General features: G+C 64.1%; 12 protein-coding genes. 6 read left to right on the top strand and 6 right to left on the bottom strand.

Translation table 11 applies throughout. The annotated features are described in order from the left end of the window. Window positions 1-86: 86 nt before the first annotated feature. From NKI96_RS11895 to NKI96_RS11880, 4 genes are all read right to left on the bottom strand, one after another. On the bottom strand, window positions 87-539 hold the full coding sequence (locus NKI96_RS11895; RefSeq protein WP_031194788.1) for a DUF983 domain-containing protein: 453 nt from the start codon (window positions 537-539) through the stop codon (window positions 87-89). Next, window positions 539-2,845: a ribonuclease R gene (gene rnr / locus NKI96_RS11890; protein WP_352499643.1), complete on the bottom strand. Its 2,307-nt coding sequence runs from the start codon at window positions 2,843-2,845 to the stop codon at window positions 539-541. The genes NKI96_RS11895 and rnr overlap by 1 nt, the downstream gene beginning before the upstream one ends. A 4-nt stretch (window positions 2,846-2,849) precedes the next feature. After that, complete coding sequence (topA, locus tag NKI96_RS11885; RefSeq protein WP_023704548.1) at window positions 2,850-5,516, bottom strand: type I DNA topoisomerase; 2,667 nt, start codon at window positions 5,514-5,516, stop codon at window positions 2,850-2,852. A gap of 318 nt (window positions 5,517-5,834) precedes the next feature. Further along, a complete protein-coding gene (locus tag NKI96_RS11880) occupies window positions 5,835-6,212 on the bottom strand; it encodes a COG4315 family predicted lipoprotein (protein WP_023748538.1) in 378 nt (125 codons plus the stop codon). 218 nt (window positions 6,213-6,430) lie between these two features. Between NKI96_RS11880 and NKI96_RS11875 the strand changes: the two genes are divergently transcribed. The 4 genes from NKI96_RS11875 (at window position 6,431) to NKI96_RS11860 (ending at window position 11,546) form a co-directional block, all read left to right on the top strand. Further along, complete coding sequence (locus NKI96_RS11875) at window positions 6,431-7,180, top strand: cytochrome c biogenesis CcdA family protein (protein WP_352804528.1); 750 nt, start codon at window positions 6,431-6,433, stop codon at window positions 7,178-7,180. Window positions 7,181-7,303: 123 nt separating this feature from the next. Next, entirely contained in the window at window positions 7,304-8,677 is a 1,374-nt protein-coding gene (gene glmU / locus NKI96_RS11870; RefSeq protein ID WP_023748540.1) for a bifunctional UDP-N-acetylglucosamine diphosphorylase/glucosamine-1-phosphate N-acetyltransferase GlmU, read from the top strand. Between the two features lie 194 nt (window positions 8,678-8,871). Next, on the top strand, window positions 8,872-10,695 hold the full coding sequence (glmS, locus tag NKI96_RS11865) for a glutamine--fructose-6-phosphate transaminase (isomerizing) (RefSeq protein ID WP_023748541.1): 1,824 nt from the start codon (window positions 8,872-8,874) through the stop codon (window positions 10,693-10,695). Window positions 10,696-10,787: 92 nt separating this feature from the next. Next, window positions 10,788-11,546, top strand: coding sequence for a DUF502 domain-containing protein (locus NKI96_RS11860; protein ID WP_027050381.1), 759 nt, complete (start codon window positions 10,788-10,790; stop codon window positions 11,544-11,546). On the opposite strand, the gene recG is transcribed toward NKI96_RS11860, so the two are convergent. Continuing rightward, complete coding sequence (recG, locus tag NKI96_RS11855; protein WP_352804523.1) at window positions 11,498-13,606, bottom strand: ATP-dependent DNA helicase RecG; 2,109 nt, start codon at window positions 13,604-13,606, stop codon at window positions 11,498-11,500. The genes NKI96_RS11860 and recG overlap by 49 nt on opposite strands. A 314-nt stretch (window positions 13,607-13,920) precedes the next feature. On the opposite strand from recG, the gene NKI96_RS11850 reads away from it, so the two are divergent. Further along, window positions 13,921-14,208, top strand: coding sequence for an FAD assembly factor SdhE (locus NKI96_RS11850; protein WP_023681561.1), 288 nt, complete (start codon window positions 13,921-13,923; stop codon window positions 14,206-14,208). Between the two features lie 10 nt (window positions 14,209-14,218). Then, window positions 14,219-17,710: a transcription-repair coupling factor gene (mfd, locus tag NKI96_RS11845; RefSeq protein ID WP_352804520.1), complete on the top strand. Its 3,492-nt coding sequence runs from the start codon at window positions 14,219-14,221 to the stop codon at window positions 17,708-17,710. On the opposite strand, the gene NKI96_RS11840 is transcribed toward mfd, so the two are convergent. Further along, window positions 17,707-18,315, bottom strand: a complete 609-nt coding sequence (locus tag NKI96_RS11840; protein WP_196814070.1) for a hypothetical protein — start codon at window positions 18,313-18,315, stop codon at window positions 17,707-17,709. The two genes, mfd and NKI96_RS11840, sit on opposite strands and share 4 nt — an antisense overlap. Window positions 18,316-18,509: the final 194 nt, after the last annotated feature.

The following is an 18,509-nucleotide window of genomic DNA, read 5'->3' as shown; positions in this document are numbered from 1 at the left end:
CGCAGGACCTAGCGGAAACTTCTGGCAAACGAAAGTGGCCTTTCACGGTCGGCATGTTGCGCCAGGCGACATTGCCCTGACGCAAACTAGGTTCCGGGATGCGGCTCGGTGCCGTCTTTTTCGCCGCCGAAGCCGTGCATATAGAGCGCCCATTGCAGTCCGATGACGGCGCCCTTGACCGGTTGCAGCAGAGCGACCGACAACACGATGGTCAGCGGCACCCAAATGGCGATGTGCTGCCACATGGAGAGCGTCGAGGTCGCCTCAACGCCCATGAAGGCGCCGAGAACGATGTGGCCGACAATGACGATGACGAGATAAGCGGGCAGGTCGTCGGCGCGGTGGTGGTGGAACTCCTCACCGCACACGGCGCATTTGTCGACACTTTTGGTGAAGCCGGCGAACAACCTGCCTTCGCCGCAATGCGGGCAGCGGCCAAGGGCGCCGCGCTTCATCGCCGTCCACAGCGGGCGGGCGACTCGGCCCGAATGATGTTCGCCGCCGAAAACCTGCTTCTGGATTCCCATTTCGCTTGCCATTATCGTCTCCTGCCGCGCGACCCCGGGCGCGATTGCGACGCGCGGGCGCGGCCTTTTGCCTTGTGAAACGACCGTTTGGAGCCGGGCAGGGGCTTCGGGTCGGTCAGCATCTCGAAACGCATCGCGCCGGCCATAGGCGCCACCTCGATCAGGCGAACCTCGACGCGGTCGGCAAGCTGATAGCCCTTGCCGGTGCGTTCTCCGAACAGCGATCGCGCGGTTTCGTCATATATATAGTAATCGCCATCCAGACTTGACACCGGGATGAAGCCATCTGCGCCAAACTGCGGCAATTGGACAAATAGTCCCGATTTGGTGACGCCCGAAATGCGGGCGTCGAAGCGGTCGTCGATGCGCTCGGCGAGGTAGGCGGCGATCAGCCGGTCGACGGTGTCGCGCTCGGCCGCCATGGCGCGGCGCTCGGTGCCCGAGATCAGCACCGCGACGTCTTCCAGCCGCGTCTCTTCGTCCTGCGTCAGCCCGCCGGGGCCGAGCCCAAGTGCGGCAATCAGCCCGCGATGCACGATCAGATCGGCATAGCGGCGGATCGGGGAGGTGAAATGCGCGTAGCGCTTCAGGTTGAGGCCGAAATGGCCGATGTTCTTGGGCGAATATTCGGCCTGACTCTGCGAGCGCAGCACCACTTCGTTGACCAGCCCCTCATTGTCGGCGCCACGCACGCGCTCGAGAATGCCGTTGAACTGGGCGGGCCGCATCTGCGCGCCACGCGCCAGCGACAGGCCGAGCGTCTGCAGGAACTCGCGCAGCGATTCCTGCTTGGCCAGCGACGGCGCATCGTGGACGCGGTAGACCAGCGCCTGCTTCTTCGCTTCCAGCGTTTCGGCGGCGGCGACATTGGCCTGGATCATGAATTCTTCGATCAGCTTGTGGGCGTCGAGCCGCTCCGGGACGACGACGCGGTCGACGGTGCCGTCCGGCTTGAGCAGGATCTTGCGCTCGGGCAGATCAAGCTCGAGTGGCTGGCGGCCATCGCGGCCGCGCTTCAGGATGGCGTAGGCGTCCCACAGCGGCTTCAGCACCGTATCGAGGATCGGGCCGGTCTTGTCGTCAGGAAGGCCGTCTATCGCGGCCTGGGCCTGCGGATAGGCGAGCTTTGCCGCCGATTTCATCATGACGCGGTGGAAGGTGTGACGCAGCTTGCGGCCATCGGCGGCAAAAATCATGCGCACGGCAAGCGCGGGACGGTCCTGGCCTTCGCGCAGCGAGCACAGGTCGTTGGAGATGCGCTCTGGCAGCATCGGCACGACGCGGTCGGGGAAATAGACAGAATTGCCGCGTTTCAGCGCCTCGCGATCGAGTGCGGTGCCATAGCGGACATAGGCTGCAACATCGGCGATCGCCACCGTGGCGATCACGCCGCCGGGGTTCTTCTCGTCGAGGTCGGGCGTGGCGAAGACGGCGTCATCATGGTCCTTGGCGTCGGCCGGGTCGATGGTCACCAGCGGCAGGTCGCGCCAGTCCTCGCGGTGAGCAAGCGTCGCCGGTTTTACCGCCTCGGATTCGGCGATGACGTCGGCCGGGAAGATATGCGGAATGTCGTGCGCGTGGATGGCGATCATCGAGACCGCCTTTTCGCTGGTCAGCGAGCCCAGCACCGCCAGCACTTTTGCGCGCGGCAAACCATACCGGGAGGCCCGCGCGGGCTCGACCTCGACAAGGTCGCCGTTCCTGGCGCCGTTCTGGAATTCCTTGTCGACGATCAGTTCGGGCTGGCGACGTTCGACCGGCTCGATGCGGAAGGTGCCGTCCCTCAGGATCCGGAAGACGCCCAGCACGGCATCGGTGCGCTTCTCGAAAATCTTCATCACGCGGCCGGTATAGGCAGGCCCGGTCGCATCGTCGGTCGGGAAGGTCTTGGCCAGCACACGGTCGCCGATGCCCGGCTGCGGGCCATTGCCGCCGCGCGAGACGCGGATCGAGACGACGGGCGGTTCGCCGGTGCCTACGGGCTCGGCAGGATGCGCCAGCAGGATGCCGTCGCCATCGCGGCCAAAAATGTCGAGTACGGCGACATGCGACAAGGCGCCGACACGGGCCAGCCGTTTGCGCTCCTTGGTCAGGATGCCTTCGTCCTGCAGGTCGCGCAGGATGTCCTTCAGCCAAATGCGGTCGTCGCCGCGCAAGGCAAACGCCTTGGCGATGTCGCGTTTTCCCGCGCGGTCGGGGTTCTCGGCGATGTAGCGCAGGATTTCGTCACGCGACGGGCGATAGTCGTCCTTGACCTTGGCGCGGGTATCGGCGGTGCGCGGATCGCCGTGGCTTCTACCGGTGATCCTGCGCGCCACGCTGCTATCCCTTTTTCTTCGCCGCCGGCTTCTTGGTCGCCGATTTCTTGGCTGTGGTTTTCTTGCCAGTGGTTGTCTTGCCAGTGGTTGTCTTGGCTGCGGGGGCCTTGGCGGCTGCCGCCTTGCGGAACGGCTTCTTGCCGCCGCCGCCCTTGGCTTCCTTCTCGGCAATCAGCGCCACCGCGTCCTCGACGGTCACCGACTGCGGATCCTTGCCCTTGGGCAGTGTCGCGTTGACCTTGCCGTAGTTGACATAGGGCCCGTATTTGCCATCGCGCACGACGATCTTGCCGCCGCCATCGGGATGGTCGCCGAGTTCCTTCAGCGCGGCAGCAGTGCCGCCATTGCGGCCGCCCTTGCCCTTCAGCTGCTTCTCGGCGATCACGGTGACAGCGCGGTTGAGGCCGATCGAGAACACATCCTCTATGCTGTCGACATTGGCATAGGTGCCATCATGCAAAACAAACGGACCATAGCGGCCAAGCCCGGCGGAGATCATCTTGCCGGATTCAGGATGCTTGCCGATATCGCGCGGCAGCGACAGCAGCGCCAAGGCCTTTTCATGGTCGATCGAGTCGGGCGTCCAGCCCTTGGGCAGGCTGGAGCGCTTGGCTTCCTTGCCGTCGCCGCGCTGGATATAAGGACCGAAGCGGCCTGAGCGCAGCGTGATTTCCTCTGCTGTGTAGGGATCGTTGCCGAGCACCTTGGTGGCGTCCTCGCCGCCGCCATTCTCGCCATTCGGGTTGGCGGCATCGCCGAGTTGGCGGGTAAAGGAACATTCCGGATAATTGGAGCAGCCGACGAAGGCGCCGAACTTGCCGAGTTTCAGCGACAGATTGCCGGAGCCGCATTTTGGGCAGATGCGGGGATTCGAGCCATCCTCCCGCGCGGGGAACACCAGCGGCGCCAGTTCCTCGTTCAGCGCATCGAGCACGTCGGTGACGCGCAGTTCCTTGATGTCGGCGACGGCGCCGGAAAAGTCTTTCCAGAAGTCGCGCAGCACGTCCTTCCAGGCGAGCTTGCCGTCGGAAATCTCGTCAAGCTTTTCCTCGAGTGAGGCCGTAAAGTCGTATTCGACATAGCGCTCGAAGAAGCTTTCGAGGAAAGCCGACAGCAGCCGGCCCTTGGCCTGCGGCACCAGCCGGCGCTTGTCGATGGTGACGTAGTCGCGGTCTTCCAACGTCTTCAGGATCGCGGTGTAGGTCGACGGACGGCCGATGCCGAGCTCTTCCAGCTTCTTGATCAGCGACGCCTCGGAGTAGCGCGGCGGCGGCTCGGTGGTGTGCTGGGTGGCATTGATCGCCTGACGGGCCAGCTGCTCGCCGGCACGGATCTCGGGCAGACGACGGTTTTCCTCGTCTTCGGCGTCGTCGTCCTTCTGGTCGGTGTAGGCGGCGATGAAGCCGTCGAAGCGAACGACGGAACCGACGGCGCGAAGCTCCGCGGTGCGAGCGCCATTGACCGCCTCGATTTCGACCGTGGTACGCTCGATCTCGGCCGACTGCATCTGGCTGGCGATGGCGCGCTTCCAGATCAATTCGTAAAGCCGCAGCTGGTCGGAATCGAGATACTGCCTGACCGAAGCCGGCGTGCGCATGAAATCGGTCGGGCGGACCGCCTCGTGCGCTTCCTGGGCATTCTTAGCCTTGGCTGTGTACTGGCGCGGCTTTTCCGGGAGGTATCGTGGGCCGAATTCCTTGGCGATGGTGTCGCGGGCGGCGTCGATCGCCTCCGGCGCCATCTGCACGCCGTCGGTTCGCATATAGGTGATCAGGCCGGTAGTCTCGCCGCCGATCTCCATACCTTCATAGAGGCGCTGCGCCACCTGCATGGTGCGCGTCGCCGAAAAGCCGAGGCCGGACGATGCCGCCTGCTGCAGCGTCGAAGTGGTGAAGGGCGGGCCAGGATTGCGCCTTGTCGGTTTGGCTTCCACCGACAGAGCCTTGAAGGTCGCGCCTTCGAGCATGCCCTTGATATCGTCGGCCTGCGCCTTGCTGGCGATGTCGAGCTTCTGCAGCTTCTTGCGCTCGAACGCGGTCAGCCGCGCCTCGAAGCTGTCGTTACGTGGCGTGCCGAGGAGGGCAGCGATCTGCCAGTATTCCTCGCGGATGAAGCGCTCGATCTCGGATTCGCGGTCGCAGACCAGGCGCAGCGCCACCGACTGGACGCGGCCGGCCGAACGGGCGCCCGGCAATTTGCGCCACAGCACCGGCGACAGCGTGAAGCCGACGAGATAATCGAGTGCGCGGCGAGCCAGATAGGCATCGACCAATGGTGCATCGATCTGGCGCGGATTGGCCATCGCTTCCAGCACCGACGACTTGGTTATGGCATTGAAGACGACGCGGCTGACCGGCTTGTCCTTCAACACGCGCTTCTGCTTGAGCACCTCCAGCACGTGCCAGGAAATGGCTTCGCCCTCGCGATCCGGATCGGTGGCGAGGATCAGGCCATCGGCATCCTTGACCGCGTTGGCGATGTCGGTGAGACGCTTTCCGGAAGCGGTGTCGACCGCCCAGGACATGGCGAAATCCTCGTCGGGACGCACCGAACCATCCTTGGCCGGCAGATCGCGGACATGGCCGAACGAGGCCAGAACCTTGAAGTTCTTGCCGAGATACTTGTTGATTGTCTTTGCCTTGGCCGGCGATTCGACGACGACGACGTCCATGAGGTCTCATATCAGCTGTGGGGGCGGCAGAAGAATTCCGCTGCGTGACGCATTCAATTGGTCGCTCACATGGCCGCGCTTTTGCGATCGGTCAAGGGCAAGCGGCCAAAATGCGGAGGCGTGTGCCGCAATACACTCTTAGAGTGTATGGAGAAGATCACAAAATTTTTTGTCTGGGAGGGTTCGTGTTTCGAGCCACCGGGAAAGGTGCCGCGACCAGTTCGTGCTGCCCGTAAATGCCGAACTGGCCGCCGGGTCGCTTGGAGCCGGCGGCCAGCCGAGTCCCGCCGATGGGGTGCGGGATAGAGGTTCGGACGATCAGTCGGCCTTGACGATGTGCCAGACTTCGCCGACGCCGTCGCCGGTGACGTCACCGGCCTTCTTGTCCTTGATGAAGGTGTAGACCGGCTTGCCGTCATAGGCCCACATCTTGGTGCCGTCGGTGCGGTCGACGATGGTCCATTCGTCGTCCGCCTTGGCGCCGTCCTCGGCCTTCAGCGGCGGCCAGTTGGTGGCGCATTTGTCATAGCAGTTGGTCTTGCCCTTCTCGTCCTTGTCATAGGTATAGAGCGTCATGCCGTTGGCATCGGTGTAGATCTTGGTGCCAGCGACTTCCGCTTCCTTCCACGCTTCGGCGGCGAAGGATGCGGCGGTGCTGAGCAGAAGGGCGGCCAGGCCGACGGTGATCGTTTTCATGGAAATCTCCCTGGTGATCCGACGAAGCGCGCAGAAACCGCGGCTTCGCTCTGTGAACGTTCGGCGAGGGACATTTCTTCCCCGGCTTGGTCAACTTGGGATTGGCCGACAACAATTCGTCCGGCCGGATCGTATCTGTAGCCAAATTCCACACGATGGTGATTGGCGAACACGATTTTGCGTCGCTATATCGGCGCCAAGGAATCTGGAGTTCTGGAATGCCATTGGACATCGGCTATGTCAGCGCGGTCGGAGCGGGGGCGATCTCGTTCCTGTCGCCTTGCGTGCTGCCGCTGGTGCCGCCCTATCTCTGCTACATGGCCGGCGTGTCGGTCGACGACTTTCGCGGTGGCGGTGCCGGCGTCACGGCCAAGGCCGGCGCCCGCGGCGCGCTCATCTATTCCTCGCTCGCCTTCGTACTCGGTTTCTCCACCGTGTTCGTGGCGCTTGGCGCCGGCGCCTCGACCATCGGCCACTGGCTGCGCGTCTGGCAGGAGCCGCTGGCGATGGCGGCCGGGGTGCTGATCGTCCTGATGGGGCTGAATTTCCTCGGCATCCTGCGCATACCACTTCTGTCGCGCGAGGCGCGCTTTCAGGCGCAGGGCAAGCCTGCCAGCATGGTCGCCGCCTATGTCATGGGGCTGGCCTTCGCCTTTGGCTGGACGCCGTGCATCGGCCCGGTGCTGGGGCCGATCCTGACCTTGGCCGGCGGCCGCGAGACGGTGGGCGAGGGCGCTCTTCTGCTTGCCGCCTATTCGCTTGGCCTCGGCATTCCGTTCCTGATTGCTGCCCTGTTCTCCGGCGCCTTCATGCGCTTCCTGGGCAGGTTCCGCGTCCATCTCGGCCGCGTCGAAAAGGCGATCGGCGCGCTGCTGGTTATCGCCGGCGTGTTCTTCCTCACCGGTGGCGTGCAGACGGTGTCCTATTGGCTGCTGGAGACATTTCCGGTGCTGGGCCGGCTGGGGTAGAGATCCGCTGATCGAGAGTGAACTGCCTCATCACCTCACCGGAATTTAACCGCATTGGTGCAGCATGACGCCAGATGCTACCACTCTCCGATTCCTGATCCCTTTTCAGATGGTTGTCCTTCCATGAGCCAGAGATCCTGTCTGTCCGTCATCCTCGCCGCCGGCGAAGGCACGCGCATGAAGAGCGCTCTGCCCAAGGTGCTGCACCAGATCGCCGGGCTGCCGATGGTCGCCCATGTTGTGAAGGCGGCCGGGGCCGCCGGTGCTGCCAGCCAGGCGCTGGTGATCGGCCATGGGGCGGAGGAAATGCGCAAGGCTGCGGCGAAGTTCGCCCCCAAGGCCGAGACGTTCGTGCAGGAGAAGCGGCTCGGCACCGCGCATGCCGTGCTGGCCGCACGCGGTGCAATATCAAGGGGTTATGACGACATTCTCGTGATGTTCGGCGACACTCCGCTGATCGATGCTGAAGCCCTGGTGACCGCACGGCGAAAGCTTGCCGATGGCGCGGCCGTCGTGGTGATCGGTTTCCGTCCGCTCAGCCCGGCCGGCTATGGCCGGCTGATCGAAAAGGGCGGCAAGCTGACTGCCATCCGCGAAGAGAAGGACTGCTCCGCCGAGGAAAAGAAGATCGGCTTCTGCAATGCCGGCATGATGGCGGTGGCCGGCGCTCATGCGCTCGAACTGCTCGACAAGGTCGGCAACAAGAACGCCAAGGGCGAGTTCTATCTCACCGACATCGTCGAGATCGCCAGCGCGCAGGGCGTAGATGTCGTTGCCACCGAAACCAGCTTCGAGAGTGCGCTAGGCATCAACAACCGAGCCGAACTGGCGCAGGCGGAAGACATCTGGCAGACGCGTCGCCGGCACGAGGCGATGCTGTCGGGCGTAACGCTGATCGCGCCGGAGACCGTGTATTTCTCGCACGACACCGAAATCGGCGCCGACACGATCGTCGAGCCCAATGTCTGGTTCGGCCCGGGCGTGAAAATTGCAACCGGGGCCAAGATACACGCTTTCAGCCACATAGAGGGCGCCACCATCGCCTCCAATTGCGACGTCGGTCCGTTCGCGCGGCTCAGGCCTGGCGCCGATCTGAGGCAAAAGGCCAAGGTCGGCAATTTCTGCGAGGTCAAGCAGGCGGTCATCGAGGAGGGCGCCAAGGTCAATCATCTGACCTATATCGGCGATGCCCGTGTGGGCGCGGGGGCCAATATCGGCGCCGGCACCATCACCTGCAACTATGATGGTTATTCAAAGTTCTTCACCGATATCGGCGAGGGTGCCTTTGTCGGCTCGAACTCGTCGCTGGTGGCGCCGGTTTCCATCGGCAAGGGTGGCTACATCGCCTCGGGCAGCGTCATCACCGAAAGCGTGCCGGACGATGCGCTGGCCTTCGGCCGCGCCCGCCAGAAGACCATTCCCGGGAAAGGCAAGGAATTGCGCGAGCGCTTTGCCTCGGCCGCGGCGGCGAAGAAAAAGGCCGGCACCGACCATTAACCGCCGAAGCAATTGAACAACCGAGGAATTGCGGTAACCGGATTGCAAGAGCGGTGTGTCATGGTGCATCGGGTTGAGAAGCGTTCCGTTACACCAGACGAAATGCAAAGTGACTTTCGCGGCGGGCCGGCAATCCCTAGATAACGCTGGTTTTCCATCGGGACTGGTTTTCCAGGTGAATCGGGGGCAGGCGCATGTGCGGTATCGTCGGAATTGTCGGCCAGAGCCAAGTCGCGCCGCTCATTGTCGATGCTTTGAAGCGGCTTGAATATCGTGGCTATGACTCCGCCGGAGTCGCCACCGTCGAGAAAGGTGCGCTCGGCCGCCGCCGCGCCGAAGGCAAGCTCATCAACCTCGAACGCCGGCTGAAGGAAGAACCGCTCGACGGCACCATCGGCATCGGCCACACGCGATGGGCGACCCATGGCGTGCCCAACGAGACCAACGCCCATCCGCATTTTTCCAACGGCGTCGCCATCGTTCACAACGGCATCATCGAGAATTTCGCCGAGTTGCGCGATGAGCTGATCCGCGACGGCTATTCCTTCTCGTCGCAGACCGACACCGAGGTCGTAGCGCATCTGGTGGCGCGCGAACTCGCCAAGGGGTTGAAGCCGATCGAGGCGGCGCATCAGGCGCTGAAGCGACTGGAAGGCGCCTTTGCTCTGGCCATCATGTTCACCGGCGACGAGGACCTCATCGTCGGCGCCCGCAATGGCCCTCCGCTGGCCGTCGGCCATGGCGATGGCGAGATGTTTCTGGGCTCCGACGCCATCGCGCTGGCGCCCTTCACCAATTCCATCACCTACCTTGAAGACGGCGACTGGGCGGTGGTGCGCCGCGATGGCGTCACCATCTTCGACATCGACGGCAAAGAGGTTGCCCGCAAGCGCCAGCAATCACTATCGACCAGTTTCATGGTCGATAAGGGCAACCGCCGCCATTTCATGGAAAAGGAAATCCATGAACAGCCCGAGGTGATCTCGCATACGCTGGCGCACTATGTCGATTTCGTCTCTGGCGTGTCGAAGCCGCTGGAACTGCCGTTCGACTTCGCCAAGATCGGCCGGCTGGCGATCTCGGCCTGCGGCACCGCCTATCTCGCGGGGTTGATCAGCAAATACTGGTTCGAGCGCTATGCGCGGCTGCCGGTCGACATCGATGTCGCCTCGGAATTCCGCTATCGCGAAATGCCGTTGTCGGCTGATGATGCCGCCTTCTTCATCTCGCAGTCGGGCGAAACCGCCGACACGCTGGCCTCGCTGCGCTATTGCCGCAAGGCCGGCATGAAGATCGGCGCAATCGTCAATGTTCGCGAATCGACCATGGCGCGCGAATCCGACGTGGTGCTGCCGACGCTGGCCGGGCCGGAAATCGGCGTCGCCTCGACCAAGGCTTTCACCTGCCAGCTTTCGGTTCTGGCGTCGCTTGCGGTGCGCGCCGCCGTGGCGCGCGGGACGATCTCGAAGGACGAGGAAAAGACGCTGGTGCGCGCGCTTTCGGAAGCGCCGCGCTATGCCAACCAGGTGCTCAAGCTCGAGGAGCAGATCGAGCGCATCGCGCGCGAAATCTCGCGCTACAAGGACGTGCTCTATCTCGGCCGCGACACCAATTTCCCGCTGGCCATGGAAGGCGCGCTGAAACTCAAGGAAATCTCTTACATCCATGCCGAGGGCTATGCCGCGGGCGAACTGAAACACGGGCCGATCGCGCTGATCGACGAGAACATGCCGGTCATCGTCATCGCGCCGCATGACCGCATCTTCGAAAAGACGGTGTCGAACATGCAGGAAGTGGCGGCGCGCGGCGGCAAGATCATCCTGATCACCGACGCCAAGGGCGCGGCGCAGGTCAGCGTCAAGACGATGGAGACGATCATCCTGCCAGACGTGCCGGAAATCATCTCGCCGATCATCTACGCGCTGCCGATCCAGATGCTGGCCTACTACGCCGCCGTCTTCATGGGCACCGACGTCGACCAGCCGCGCAATCTAGCGAAATCGGTGACCGTGGAGTAGTCGGCGCTCATCGGCGGTCTTAAAAACTTCGCGGTTCCAAAGCGCCGTTCGCTTCACTAGTGTGGCCCTGCAACCCGCGTCCCCGGTGAACCATGTCCGATGCTCCCAGAACTTCCGGCATGACCCGGCTGAGGAACTATTTCCTCACAGGCTTTATCGTCTGCGCGCCGCTGGCGATCACCGCCTATATCGCCTGGTCGTTCGTCGGCTGGGTCGATTCCTGGGTGAAGCCGTACATTCCGGCGCGCTACAGCCCCGACACCTATTTGCCGTTTCCGGTGCCCGGCTTCGGCCTGATCGTGGCGCTCGTGCTGATCACGCTGATCGGCTTCATGACCGCCAACATCGTCGGCCGCGCGATCGTCAATTTCGGCGAACGGCTGCTTGGCCGTATGCCGCTGGTGCGCGGCATCTACGGTTCGCTGAAGCAGATATTCCAGACGGTGCTGTCGAACAAGGGCGATATGTTCCGCCAGGTCGGGCTGGTCGAATATCCGCGAAAAGGCGTCTGGTCGCTGGTGTTCGTCGCCAGTGAAAAGGAAACCGAGATCAACCAGAAGCTCGACCATGCAGGCGACCCGATGATCGCCGTGTTCATGCCGTGCACGCCGAACCCTACCACCGGTTTCCTGATGTACGTGCCGAAATCCGACATCGTGCTGCTCGACATGACGATCGAGGACGGCGCCAGGCTGATCGTCTCGGCCGGGCTGGTGGCGCCCGAAGTCAAGCCGAAAATGGTGACTATGAACGGCCAGCCGATCGACGGAGATCTCGCCAACCCGCCGCTTGGCGCTTTGGCTCAGCCGGCACGCAAGAGCCGCACGGCCTCGTCGCGGCCGAACAAATAGAGCAGCAGCCGCAGCGCCTCGCCGCGCTCAGACTGTAGTTCCGGATCACGCGACAGGATCAGCCTTGCATCGTCGCGGGCTGCTTCGAGCAAGTCGGCGTGCACCTCGATGCGCGCCACCTGGAAGCCCGGCGTGCCGGACTGGCGGGTGCCGAGCAATTCGCCTTCGCCGCGCAGCTTCAGATCCTCTTCGGCGATCAGGAACCCGTCCTCGGTCTCGCGCATCACCGACAGCCGGCGCTTTGCCGTCTCGCCGAGCGGGTCCTTGTAGAGCAGCACGCAGGAAGAAGGCTTGTCGCCGCGCCCGACGCGGCCGCGCAGCTGGTGCAGTTGCGCCAGGCCAAAACGCTCGGCGTGTTCGATGACCATGATCGTGGCGTCCGGCACGTCGACGCCGACCTCAATAACGGTGGTGGCGATAAGGATGCGGGTTTCGCCGGCCTTGAAGGCGCGCATCGCCTCGTCCTTTTCGGCGCCCTTCATGCGGCCGTGCACGAGGCCGATGCGATCGCCGAACAAGGGCTGCAGCGAGGCAAAACGGTCCTCGGCCGACATAAGCTTGATCTCTTCGGATTCCTCGACCAGCGGGCAGATCCAGTAGATCTTCTGACCGTCGGCAACCGCGTCCAGCATGCGACCGACCAGCTCGTCAAGCCGTTCCAGCGGCAGCGTGACGGTGCGGATCGGCTGGCGGCCGATCGGTTTTTCCGTCAGCTTGGAGACGTCCATGTCGCCGAAGGCGGTCAGCACCAGAGTGCGCGGGATCGGCGTCGCCGTCATCACCAGCATGTCGGGGGCGTCGCCCTTGGCGGTGATGGCAAGCCGCTGGTGGACGCCGAAGCGGTGTTGCTCGTCGACCACGGCAAAGACGAGGTCGTGATAGGTCACCGTTTCCTGGAACAGCGCATGGGTGCCGACGACGATGTCGATCTCGCCGCTGGCGAGACCTGATAGCGTTTCAGTGCGTTCGCGGCCCTTTTCGCGGCCGGTCAGGATAGCGACGCGCAGGCCGGCCTGTTCGGCCAGCGGCGTGATTGTCGCCAGATGCTGGCGCGCCAGGATTTCGGTAGGCGCCATCAAGGCCGCCTGGCCGCCGGCCTCGACTGCGCGCCCCATGGCCAGCAGCGCCACCACCGTCTTGCCGGAGCCGACATCGCCTTGCAGTAGGCGCAGCATGCGCTCGGGGTCGGCCAGATCGGCATTGATTTCGGCAAGCGCGAATTCCTGGCTGCCGGTCAATGAATAGGGCAGGGCTGCGCGCAGTTTCTCGACGATGCGACCGTCGCCGATGAGCGGCCGGCCCGACAGGCGGCGCACTTTTGCCCGCACCAATGCCAGCGAGACCTGGCCGGCGAGAAGCTCGTCATAGGCAAGGCGGCGCCATGCCACCCCCTCGATGGCGACATCGATCGGGTCCGCGGGATAGTGGATGCGGGCGAGCGCGTCGGCGAAGGCGGGGAAAGTCTGCTTGCGCATGAAGGCGCCGTCCTGCCATTCCGGCAATTCCGGCAGCCGGCCGAGCGCCTGGCCGATGGCGCGGCGCAGCACCTTGCCCGACAGGCCGGCGGTCAGCGGATAGACCGGTTCGACCAGCGGCAGTGTTTCCGCCTCGCTCACCAGGGAGATATGGTCGGGATGGACCATGGTCGGGCGGCCGTTGAACCACTCCATGCGGCCGGAGACGACGACATGCTCGCCCACCGGCATCGCCTTTTCGAGATAGGCGGCATGGGCGTGGAAGAAGATCAGGCCGATCTCGCCGGTGTCGTCATGGGCATAGACGCGGTAAGGCACCGACCGGTTGCCGCGCGGCGGCGGCTGGTGGCGGTCGATGCGCACGTCGAGCGTGACGATGGCGCCGGCCGGCGCAAGCGCGATGCCGGGACGATTGCGACGGTCGATGACGGTGTGCGGCAGCACGAACAACAGGTCGCCCGCGCGCGCCGGCCGTTCGCCGAGATCGGCCGCCACCACCTTCTCGATCAGAGCGCCAACCTTGGGGCCGACGCCGGCAAGCGAAGTGATGGGGACGAAGAGAGGGTCGAGGAGGGAGGGGCGCATGCCTTTACCCTCCCCCCTGTGGGGAGGGTCGATCCGCGAAGCGGAGCGGGGTGGGGGTAGGTGCGCGTCTAACTTTCGAGGAAGTCGGTAGGTCAGCGCCGCACCCCCACCCCGTCTCACTCGCTTCGCTTTGCGAAGCGTGCTCGCCGACCCTCCCCACAAGGGGGAGGGTGAAGTGCGGGCGGTGTCCGGCACCAGCGTTGTCAGGAGTGTTCTTCACACCCGGGATGTTTAGCCGCCCACCCGTGCGTTGCAAGGCTGACACCGCCCTCTATCCACGCTATATGCGCCGCACCAAGCAAGGATGCGGCACGATGACCGGGACGAAACGATCAAGCGAGGGGCTGGATATCAGGCGCCGCAAGCTGTTGTTCCGCTCCTGGCATCGCGGGATGCGCGAGATGGACCTTATCCTCGGTACGTTTGCCGACAACGAGATCGGCGCCTTGACCGGCGATGAAATCGACCAATATGAAAGGCTGCTCGACATTCCCGACACCGAATTCCTGCCCATGGTCACCGGCGAACGCCCGGTTCCCAGGAATATCGACTGTGCCGTCCTGCAAAAGATCCTGGCATCGCGCCGGACCATGACATTTTAAACGTGCAACCATGAGCCTCATTCCCAGAATCGGTCTGCCGAAAGGCCGTGCCGGCCAGTTCATCGTCGACGGCGTTGCCGATGGCTACGAAGCCTTTGCGCTGGTGCAGGCGATCCATGAGATTGCGCCTGACAAACCGGTGCTGTTCGTGGCGCGCGACGGCCAGCGCCTGCCGTCGATCATCGAGGCGCTGACCTTTGCCGCCCCCGGCCTGCCGGTGTTGGAGTTGCCGGCCTGGGATTGCCTGCCCTATGACCGCGTTTCTCCCGGCTCCGATGCCGCCGCCAAGCGGCTCGACGCGCTGACGGCGATGATCGCGCTGGCGAAAAAGCCGCATCGCGCCGTCATCCTGACCACTGCCAATGCGCTGCTGCAGCGCATTCCGCCGGCCGATCTGGTCGAAGCGCAGACTTTCCACGCAAGGCCCGGCAACCAGATCGACATGAACGCGCTGGTGTCCCGGCTGGAGATTTCCGGCTTCGAGCGGGTGCCGACGGTGCGCGGTATCGGCGAATTCGCCGTGCGCGGCGGCATCCTCGACCTCTACGCACCCGGCTGGACGGAAGCACTGCGGCTCGATTTCTTCGGCGACACGCTGGAATCGATCCGCGTCTTCGACGCCGCCACGCAGCGCACCACCGGCCAGCGCAAGTCGATGGCGCTGCAGGCGATGAGTGAAGTGGCGCTGACCCCCGAAACCATCAGCCGCTTCCGCCGCTCCTATATCGAAGCCTTTGGCGCGCCGCAGCGCGACGACGGCCTTTATGCGGCGGTGAGCGAAGGGCGGCGCTTTGCCGGCATGGAGCACTGGCTGCCGCTGTTCTACGAGCGGCTGGAGACAGTGTTTGATTATCTGCCGGATGCGCCTGTCATCTTCGACCATCTGGCGCACGAAGCGCTGGCTGAGCGTCACACGCTGATCCTCGACCACTACGAAGCGCGCCGCAAACAGGCCGACGCCGCCTTGAAGGACGCCGTGCCCTACAAGCCGGTGGCGCCGGACCTGCTCTATCTCTCACCGGAAAACCTCGTAGCGTCGCTCGGACCGCGCGAAGCCATCGACTTCACCGCCTTCGACGCGCCCGATGTCGGGGCCAAGAAGGTCTTCCATGGCGGCTCGCGCCATGGCCGCAGCTTTGCCGAGGAACGGGCTGACCCAAACATCAACGTCTTCGATGTCGTCGTAAAACACATCGCTGACGAGCGCGCGGCGCGCCGCCGGGTCATCGTCGCCGGCTGGACCGAAGGCTCGCTCGACCGGCTTGGCCAGATCATGGCCGAGCACCATCTCGGCAATCTCGTGCCGGTGGCGACGCTGGCCGAGGCGGAAAAGCTCGAGCCGGGGCAGGCGGCACTCGCCGTGCTGCCGCTGGAATCCGGCTTCGAGACCGAACAGCTGGTTGTCGTCGCCGAGCAGGACATTCTGGGCGACCGGCTGATCCGCCGCTCGAAGCGCAAGAAGCGCGCGTCGGATTTCATCGCCGAGGCCTCGTCGCTGTCGGCCGGCGACATCGTCGTCCACGCCGATCACGGCATTGGCCGCTTCATCGGCCTGCGCACCATCGAGGCGGTCGGCGCGCCGCATGACTGCCTGGAAATCCACTATGCCGGCGACGACCGGCTGTTCCTGCCGGTGGAAAACATCGAGCTTCTGTCGCGCTACGGCTCTGACACAGCCGAGGCGACGCTGGACAAGCTCGGCGGCGGCGCCTGGCAGTCGCGCAAGGCGCGGCTGAAGAAGCGCCTGCTCGACATGGCCGGACAGCTGATCCGCATTGCCGCCGAGCGCCAGATGCGTACCGCGCCGCCCATGGTGCCGGCGGAAGGGCTTTACGGCGAATTCTCGGCGCGCTTTCCCTATGAGGAGACCGACGACCAGCAGGGCGCGATCGATGCCGTCGTGGACGATCTCGGCGCCGGCAAGCCGATGGACCGGCTGATCTGCGGCGATGTCGGCTTCGGCAAGACCGAAGTGGCGTTGCGCGCCGCCTTCATCGCTGCGATGGAAGGGTTCCAGGTCGCGGTCGTGGTGCCGACGACGCTGTTGTCGCGCCAGCATTTCAAGACCTTTTCGCAGCGCTTCTCCGGCCTGCCGATCCGCGTCAGCCAGGCCTCGCGGCTGGTCGGCGCCAAGGAACTGGCGGAAACCAAGAAAGGCATCGCCGAGGGGCAGGTCGACATCGTCATCGGCACCCATGCACTGCTCGGGTCGGCGATCTCGTTCAAGAATCTCGGCCTGCTGATCATCGACGAGGAGCAGCATTTTGGCGTCAAGCACAAGGAACGGCTGAAGGACCTCAAAACCGACGTCCACGTGCTGACGCTGTCGGCGACGCCGATCCCGCGCACGCTGCAGCTTGCCTTGACCGGCGTGCGCGAACTGTCGCTGATCGCCACGCCGCCGATCGACCGCATGGCGGTGCGCACCTTCATCTCGCCTTTCGACCCGCTGGTCATCCGCGAGACGCTGCTGCGCGAACGCTATCGCGGCGGCCATTCCTTCTATGTCGTTCCGCGCATCAGCGATCTCGCCGAAATCCATGACTTCCTGCGCGAATCCGTCCCCGAGCTGAAGGTGGCGGTTGCCCATGGCCAGATGCCGCCGGGCGAACTCGACGACATCATGAACGCCTTCTATGACGGCCAGTACGACGTGCTGTTGTCGACCACCATCGTCGAATCCGGGCTCGACATTCCGACCGCCAACACGCTGATCATCCATCGCGCCGATATGTTCGGCCTGTCGCAGCTCTACCAGCTGCGCGGCCGCGTCGGCCGTTCCAAGGTGCGGGCATATGCGTTGTTCACGCTGCCGGCCAACCGCAAGCTCACCGACACGGCCGAGCGCCGGCTGAAGGTGCTGCAGTCGCTGGACACGCTTGGCGCCGGGTTCCAGCTCGCCAGCCACGACCTCGACATCAGGGGCGCCGGCAATCTACTCGGCGAAGAACAATCCGGACACATCAAGGAGGTCGGCTTCGAGCTCTACCAGCAGATGCTGGAAGAGGCGGTGGCCGAGGTGAAGGACTCCGGCGAGGTCCAGGACGGCGGCTGGTCGCCGCAGATCGCTGTCGGCACGGCTGTCATGATCCCGGAAAGCTACGTGCCGGACCTTCAGCTCAGGCTGGCGCTCTACCGCCGCCTTGGCGATCTCGAAAACACAGAGGAGATCGATGCTTTCGGCGCCGAGCTGATCGACCGCTTCGGCCCGCTGCCGGAGGAAGTGAAGCATCTGCTCAAGATCGTCTTCATCAAGGCACTCTGCCGCAGGGCCAATGTCGAAAAACTCGATGCCGGCCCCAAGGGCGTCGTCATCCATTTCCGCAAGCGCGAGTTTTCCAACCCGGTCGGGCTGGTCAAGTACATCGGCGAACAGGGCTCGCTGGCCAAGATCAGGGCCGACCACAGCGTGGTCTTCATCCGCGACTGGCCGACAGCCGAGAAGCGTCTGGCGGGCTCGGCTGTCGTCATGACGCAGTTGGCGCGGCTGGTGGCCACCTAGACTTTCGGATGGAAATTCGACTGCAACTGCAGGTCGGATGCCGAGAACGTGCCGGCGCCGACGATGACGTGCCCGGCAGGCACGGTGAAGCCGCGCGCGGCGCCGGCGCCTTTCAGCAATCCGGCCCGGCGGTCGGGGTCGGACTCACGAAAACTGCCGCCCGGTTCCAGCCGGCAACTGTCGACGGTGATCGCGCCGAGAAGCTGGCTGCCCGAACCGAGCACCGTCTCACCGAACACCGCCGCGCCGTTGAGATAGCGGCCTTGATCGCCGATCACGATCGAGGCTCCCGGCCTGTTGGCCTTTGCAGTAAAACCGCCTTCGCCAAACTGGTTGCGTGAGCCGACGCGGATTGCGCCGGCGGATGCTTCGAACAGTGTGTTGGCGTGGAAAATGTTGGCGTCGCCGATCTCCAGCGCGCCACCGTCGGTGCAGAACAGGTAGACGCCGGGGAAGAAGACGTTGCCTCGCCCGATGACGGCGCCTGCGGAAATCAGCGTGGAGTAGGGGTCGTAGATCACGTTGCCGCGCTCGGACAGGCCAACAACCTCTTCGATCGTAAACAGGCCTTGCTCGCGGCGCACGCGGTCAAGGTAGGCGGACACGGACATAGGGACTCCATGGAGAATTGTTGCGCAGCGGACGATGACCGGCGCGACTACATCGGTGAGGATCGATTCTGGCACCAAGGGATATTGCACAGCCGTCGCGAAGATAAGAAGCCAAAGTGGGTCGCGGCATGGAGCTCCCCATCATTCGCCAGCGCTTGAATTCCGGTCTAGAATAGAAAATCGGCTTC

Source organism: Mesorhizobium sp. M0292 (genome assembly GCF_040321695.1).
Taxonomy (GTDB): Bacteria; Pseudomonadota; Alphaproteobacteria; order Rhizobiales; family Rhizobiaceae; genus Mesorhizobium.
The sequence above is the reverse complement of the archived record's forward strand: the minus strand, read 5'-3'. Positions and strand labels throughout refer to the sequence as shown.

What these genes read in the sequence shown, in the direction of transcription:
- NKI96_RS11895 (WP_031194788.1), bottom strand. Translation starts at nt 539, where the DNA reads ATGGCAAGCGAAATGGGAATCCAGAAGCAGGTTTTCGGCGGCGAACAT.
- topA (WP_023704548.1), bottom strand. Translation starts at nt 5,516, where the DNA reads ATGGACGTCGTCGTCGTCGAATCGCCGGCCAAGGCAAAGACAATCAAC.
- NKI96_RS11880 (WP_023748538.1), bottom strand. Translation starts at nt 6,212, where the DNA reads ATGAAAACGATCACCGTCGGCCTGGCCGCCCTTCTGCTCAGCACCGCC.
- NKI96_RS11875 (WP_352804528.1), top strand. Translation starts at nt 6,431, where the DNA reads ATGCCATTGGACATCGGCTATGTCAGCGCGGTCGGAGCGGGGGCGATC.
- glmU (WP_023748540.1), top strand. Translation starts at nt 7,304, where the DNA reads ATGAGCCAGAGATCCTGTCTGTCCGTCATCCTCGCCGCCGGCGAAGGC.
- glmS (WP_023748541.1), top strand. Translation starts at nt 8,872, where the DNA reads ATGTGCGGTATCGTCGGAATTGTCGGCCAGAGCCAAGTCGCGCCGCTC.
- NKI96_RS11860 (WP_027050381.1), top strand. Translation starts at nt 10,788, where the DNA reads ATGTCCGATGCTCCCAGAACTTCCGGCATGACCCGGCTGAGGAACTAT.
- recG (WP_352804523.1), bottom strand. Translation starts at nt 13,606, where the DNA reads ATGCGCCCCTCCCTCCTCGACCCTCTCTTCGTCCCCATCACTTCGCTT.
- NKI96_RS11850 (WP_023681561.1), top strand. Translation starts at nt 13,921, where the DNA reads ATGACCGGGACGAAACGATCAAGCGAGGGGCTGGATATCAGGCGCCGC.
- mfd (WP_352804520.1), top strand. Translation starts at nt 14,219, where the DNA reads ATGAGCCTCATTCCCAGAATCGGTCTGCCGAAAGGCCGTGCCGGCCAG.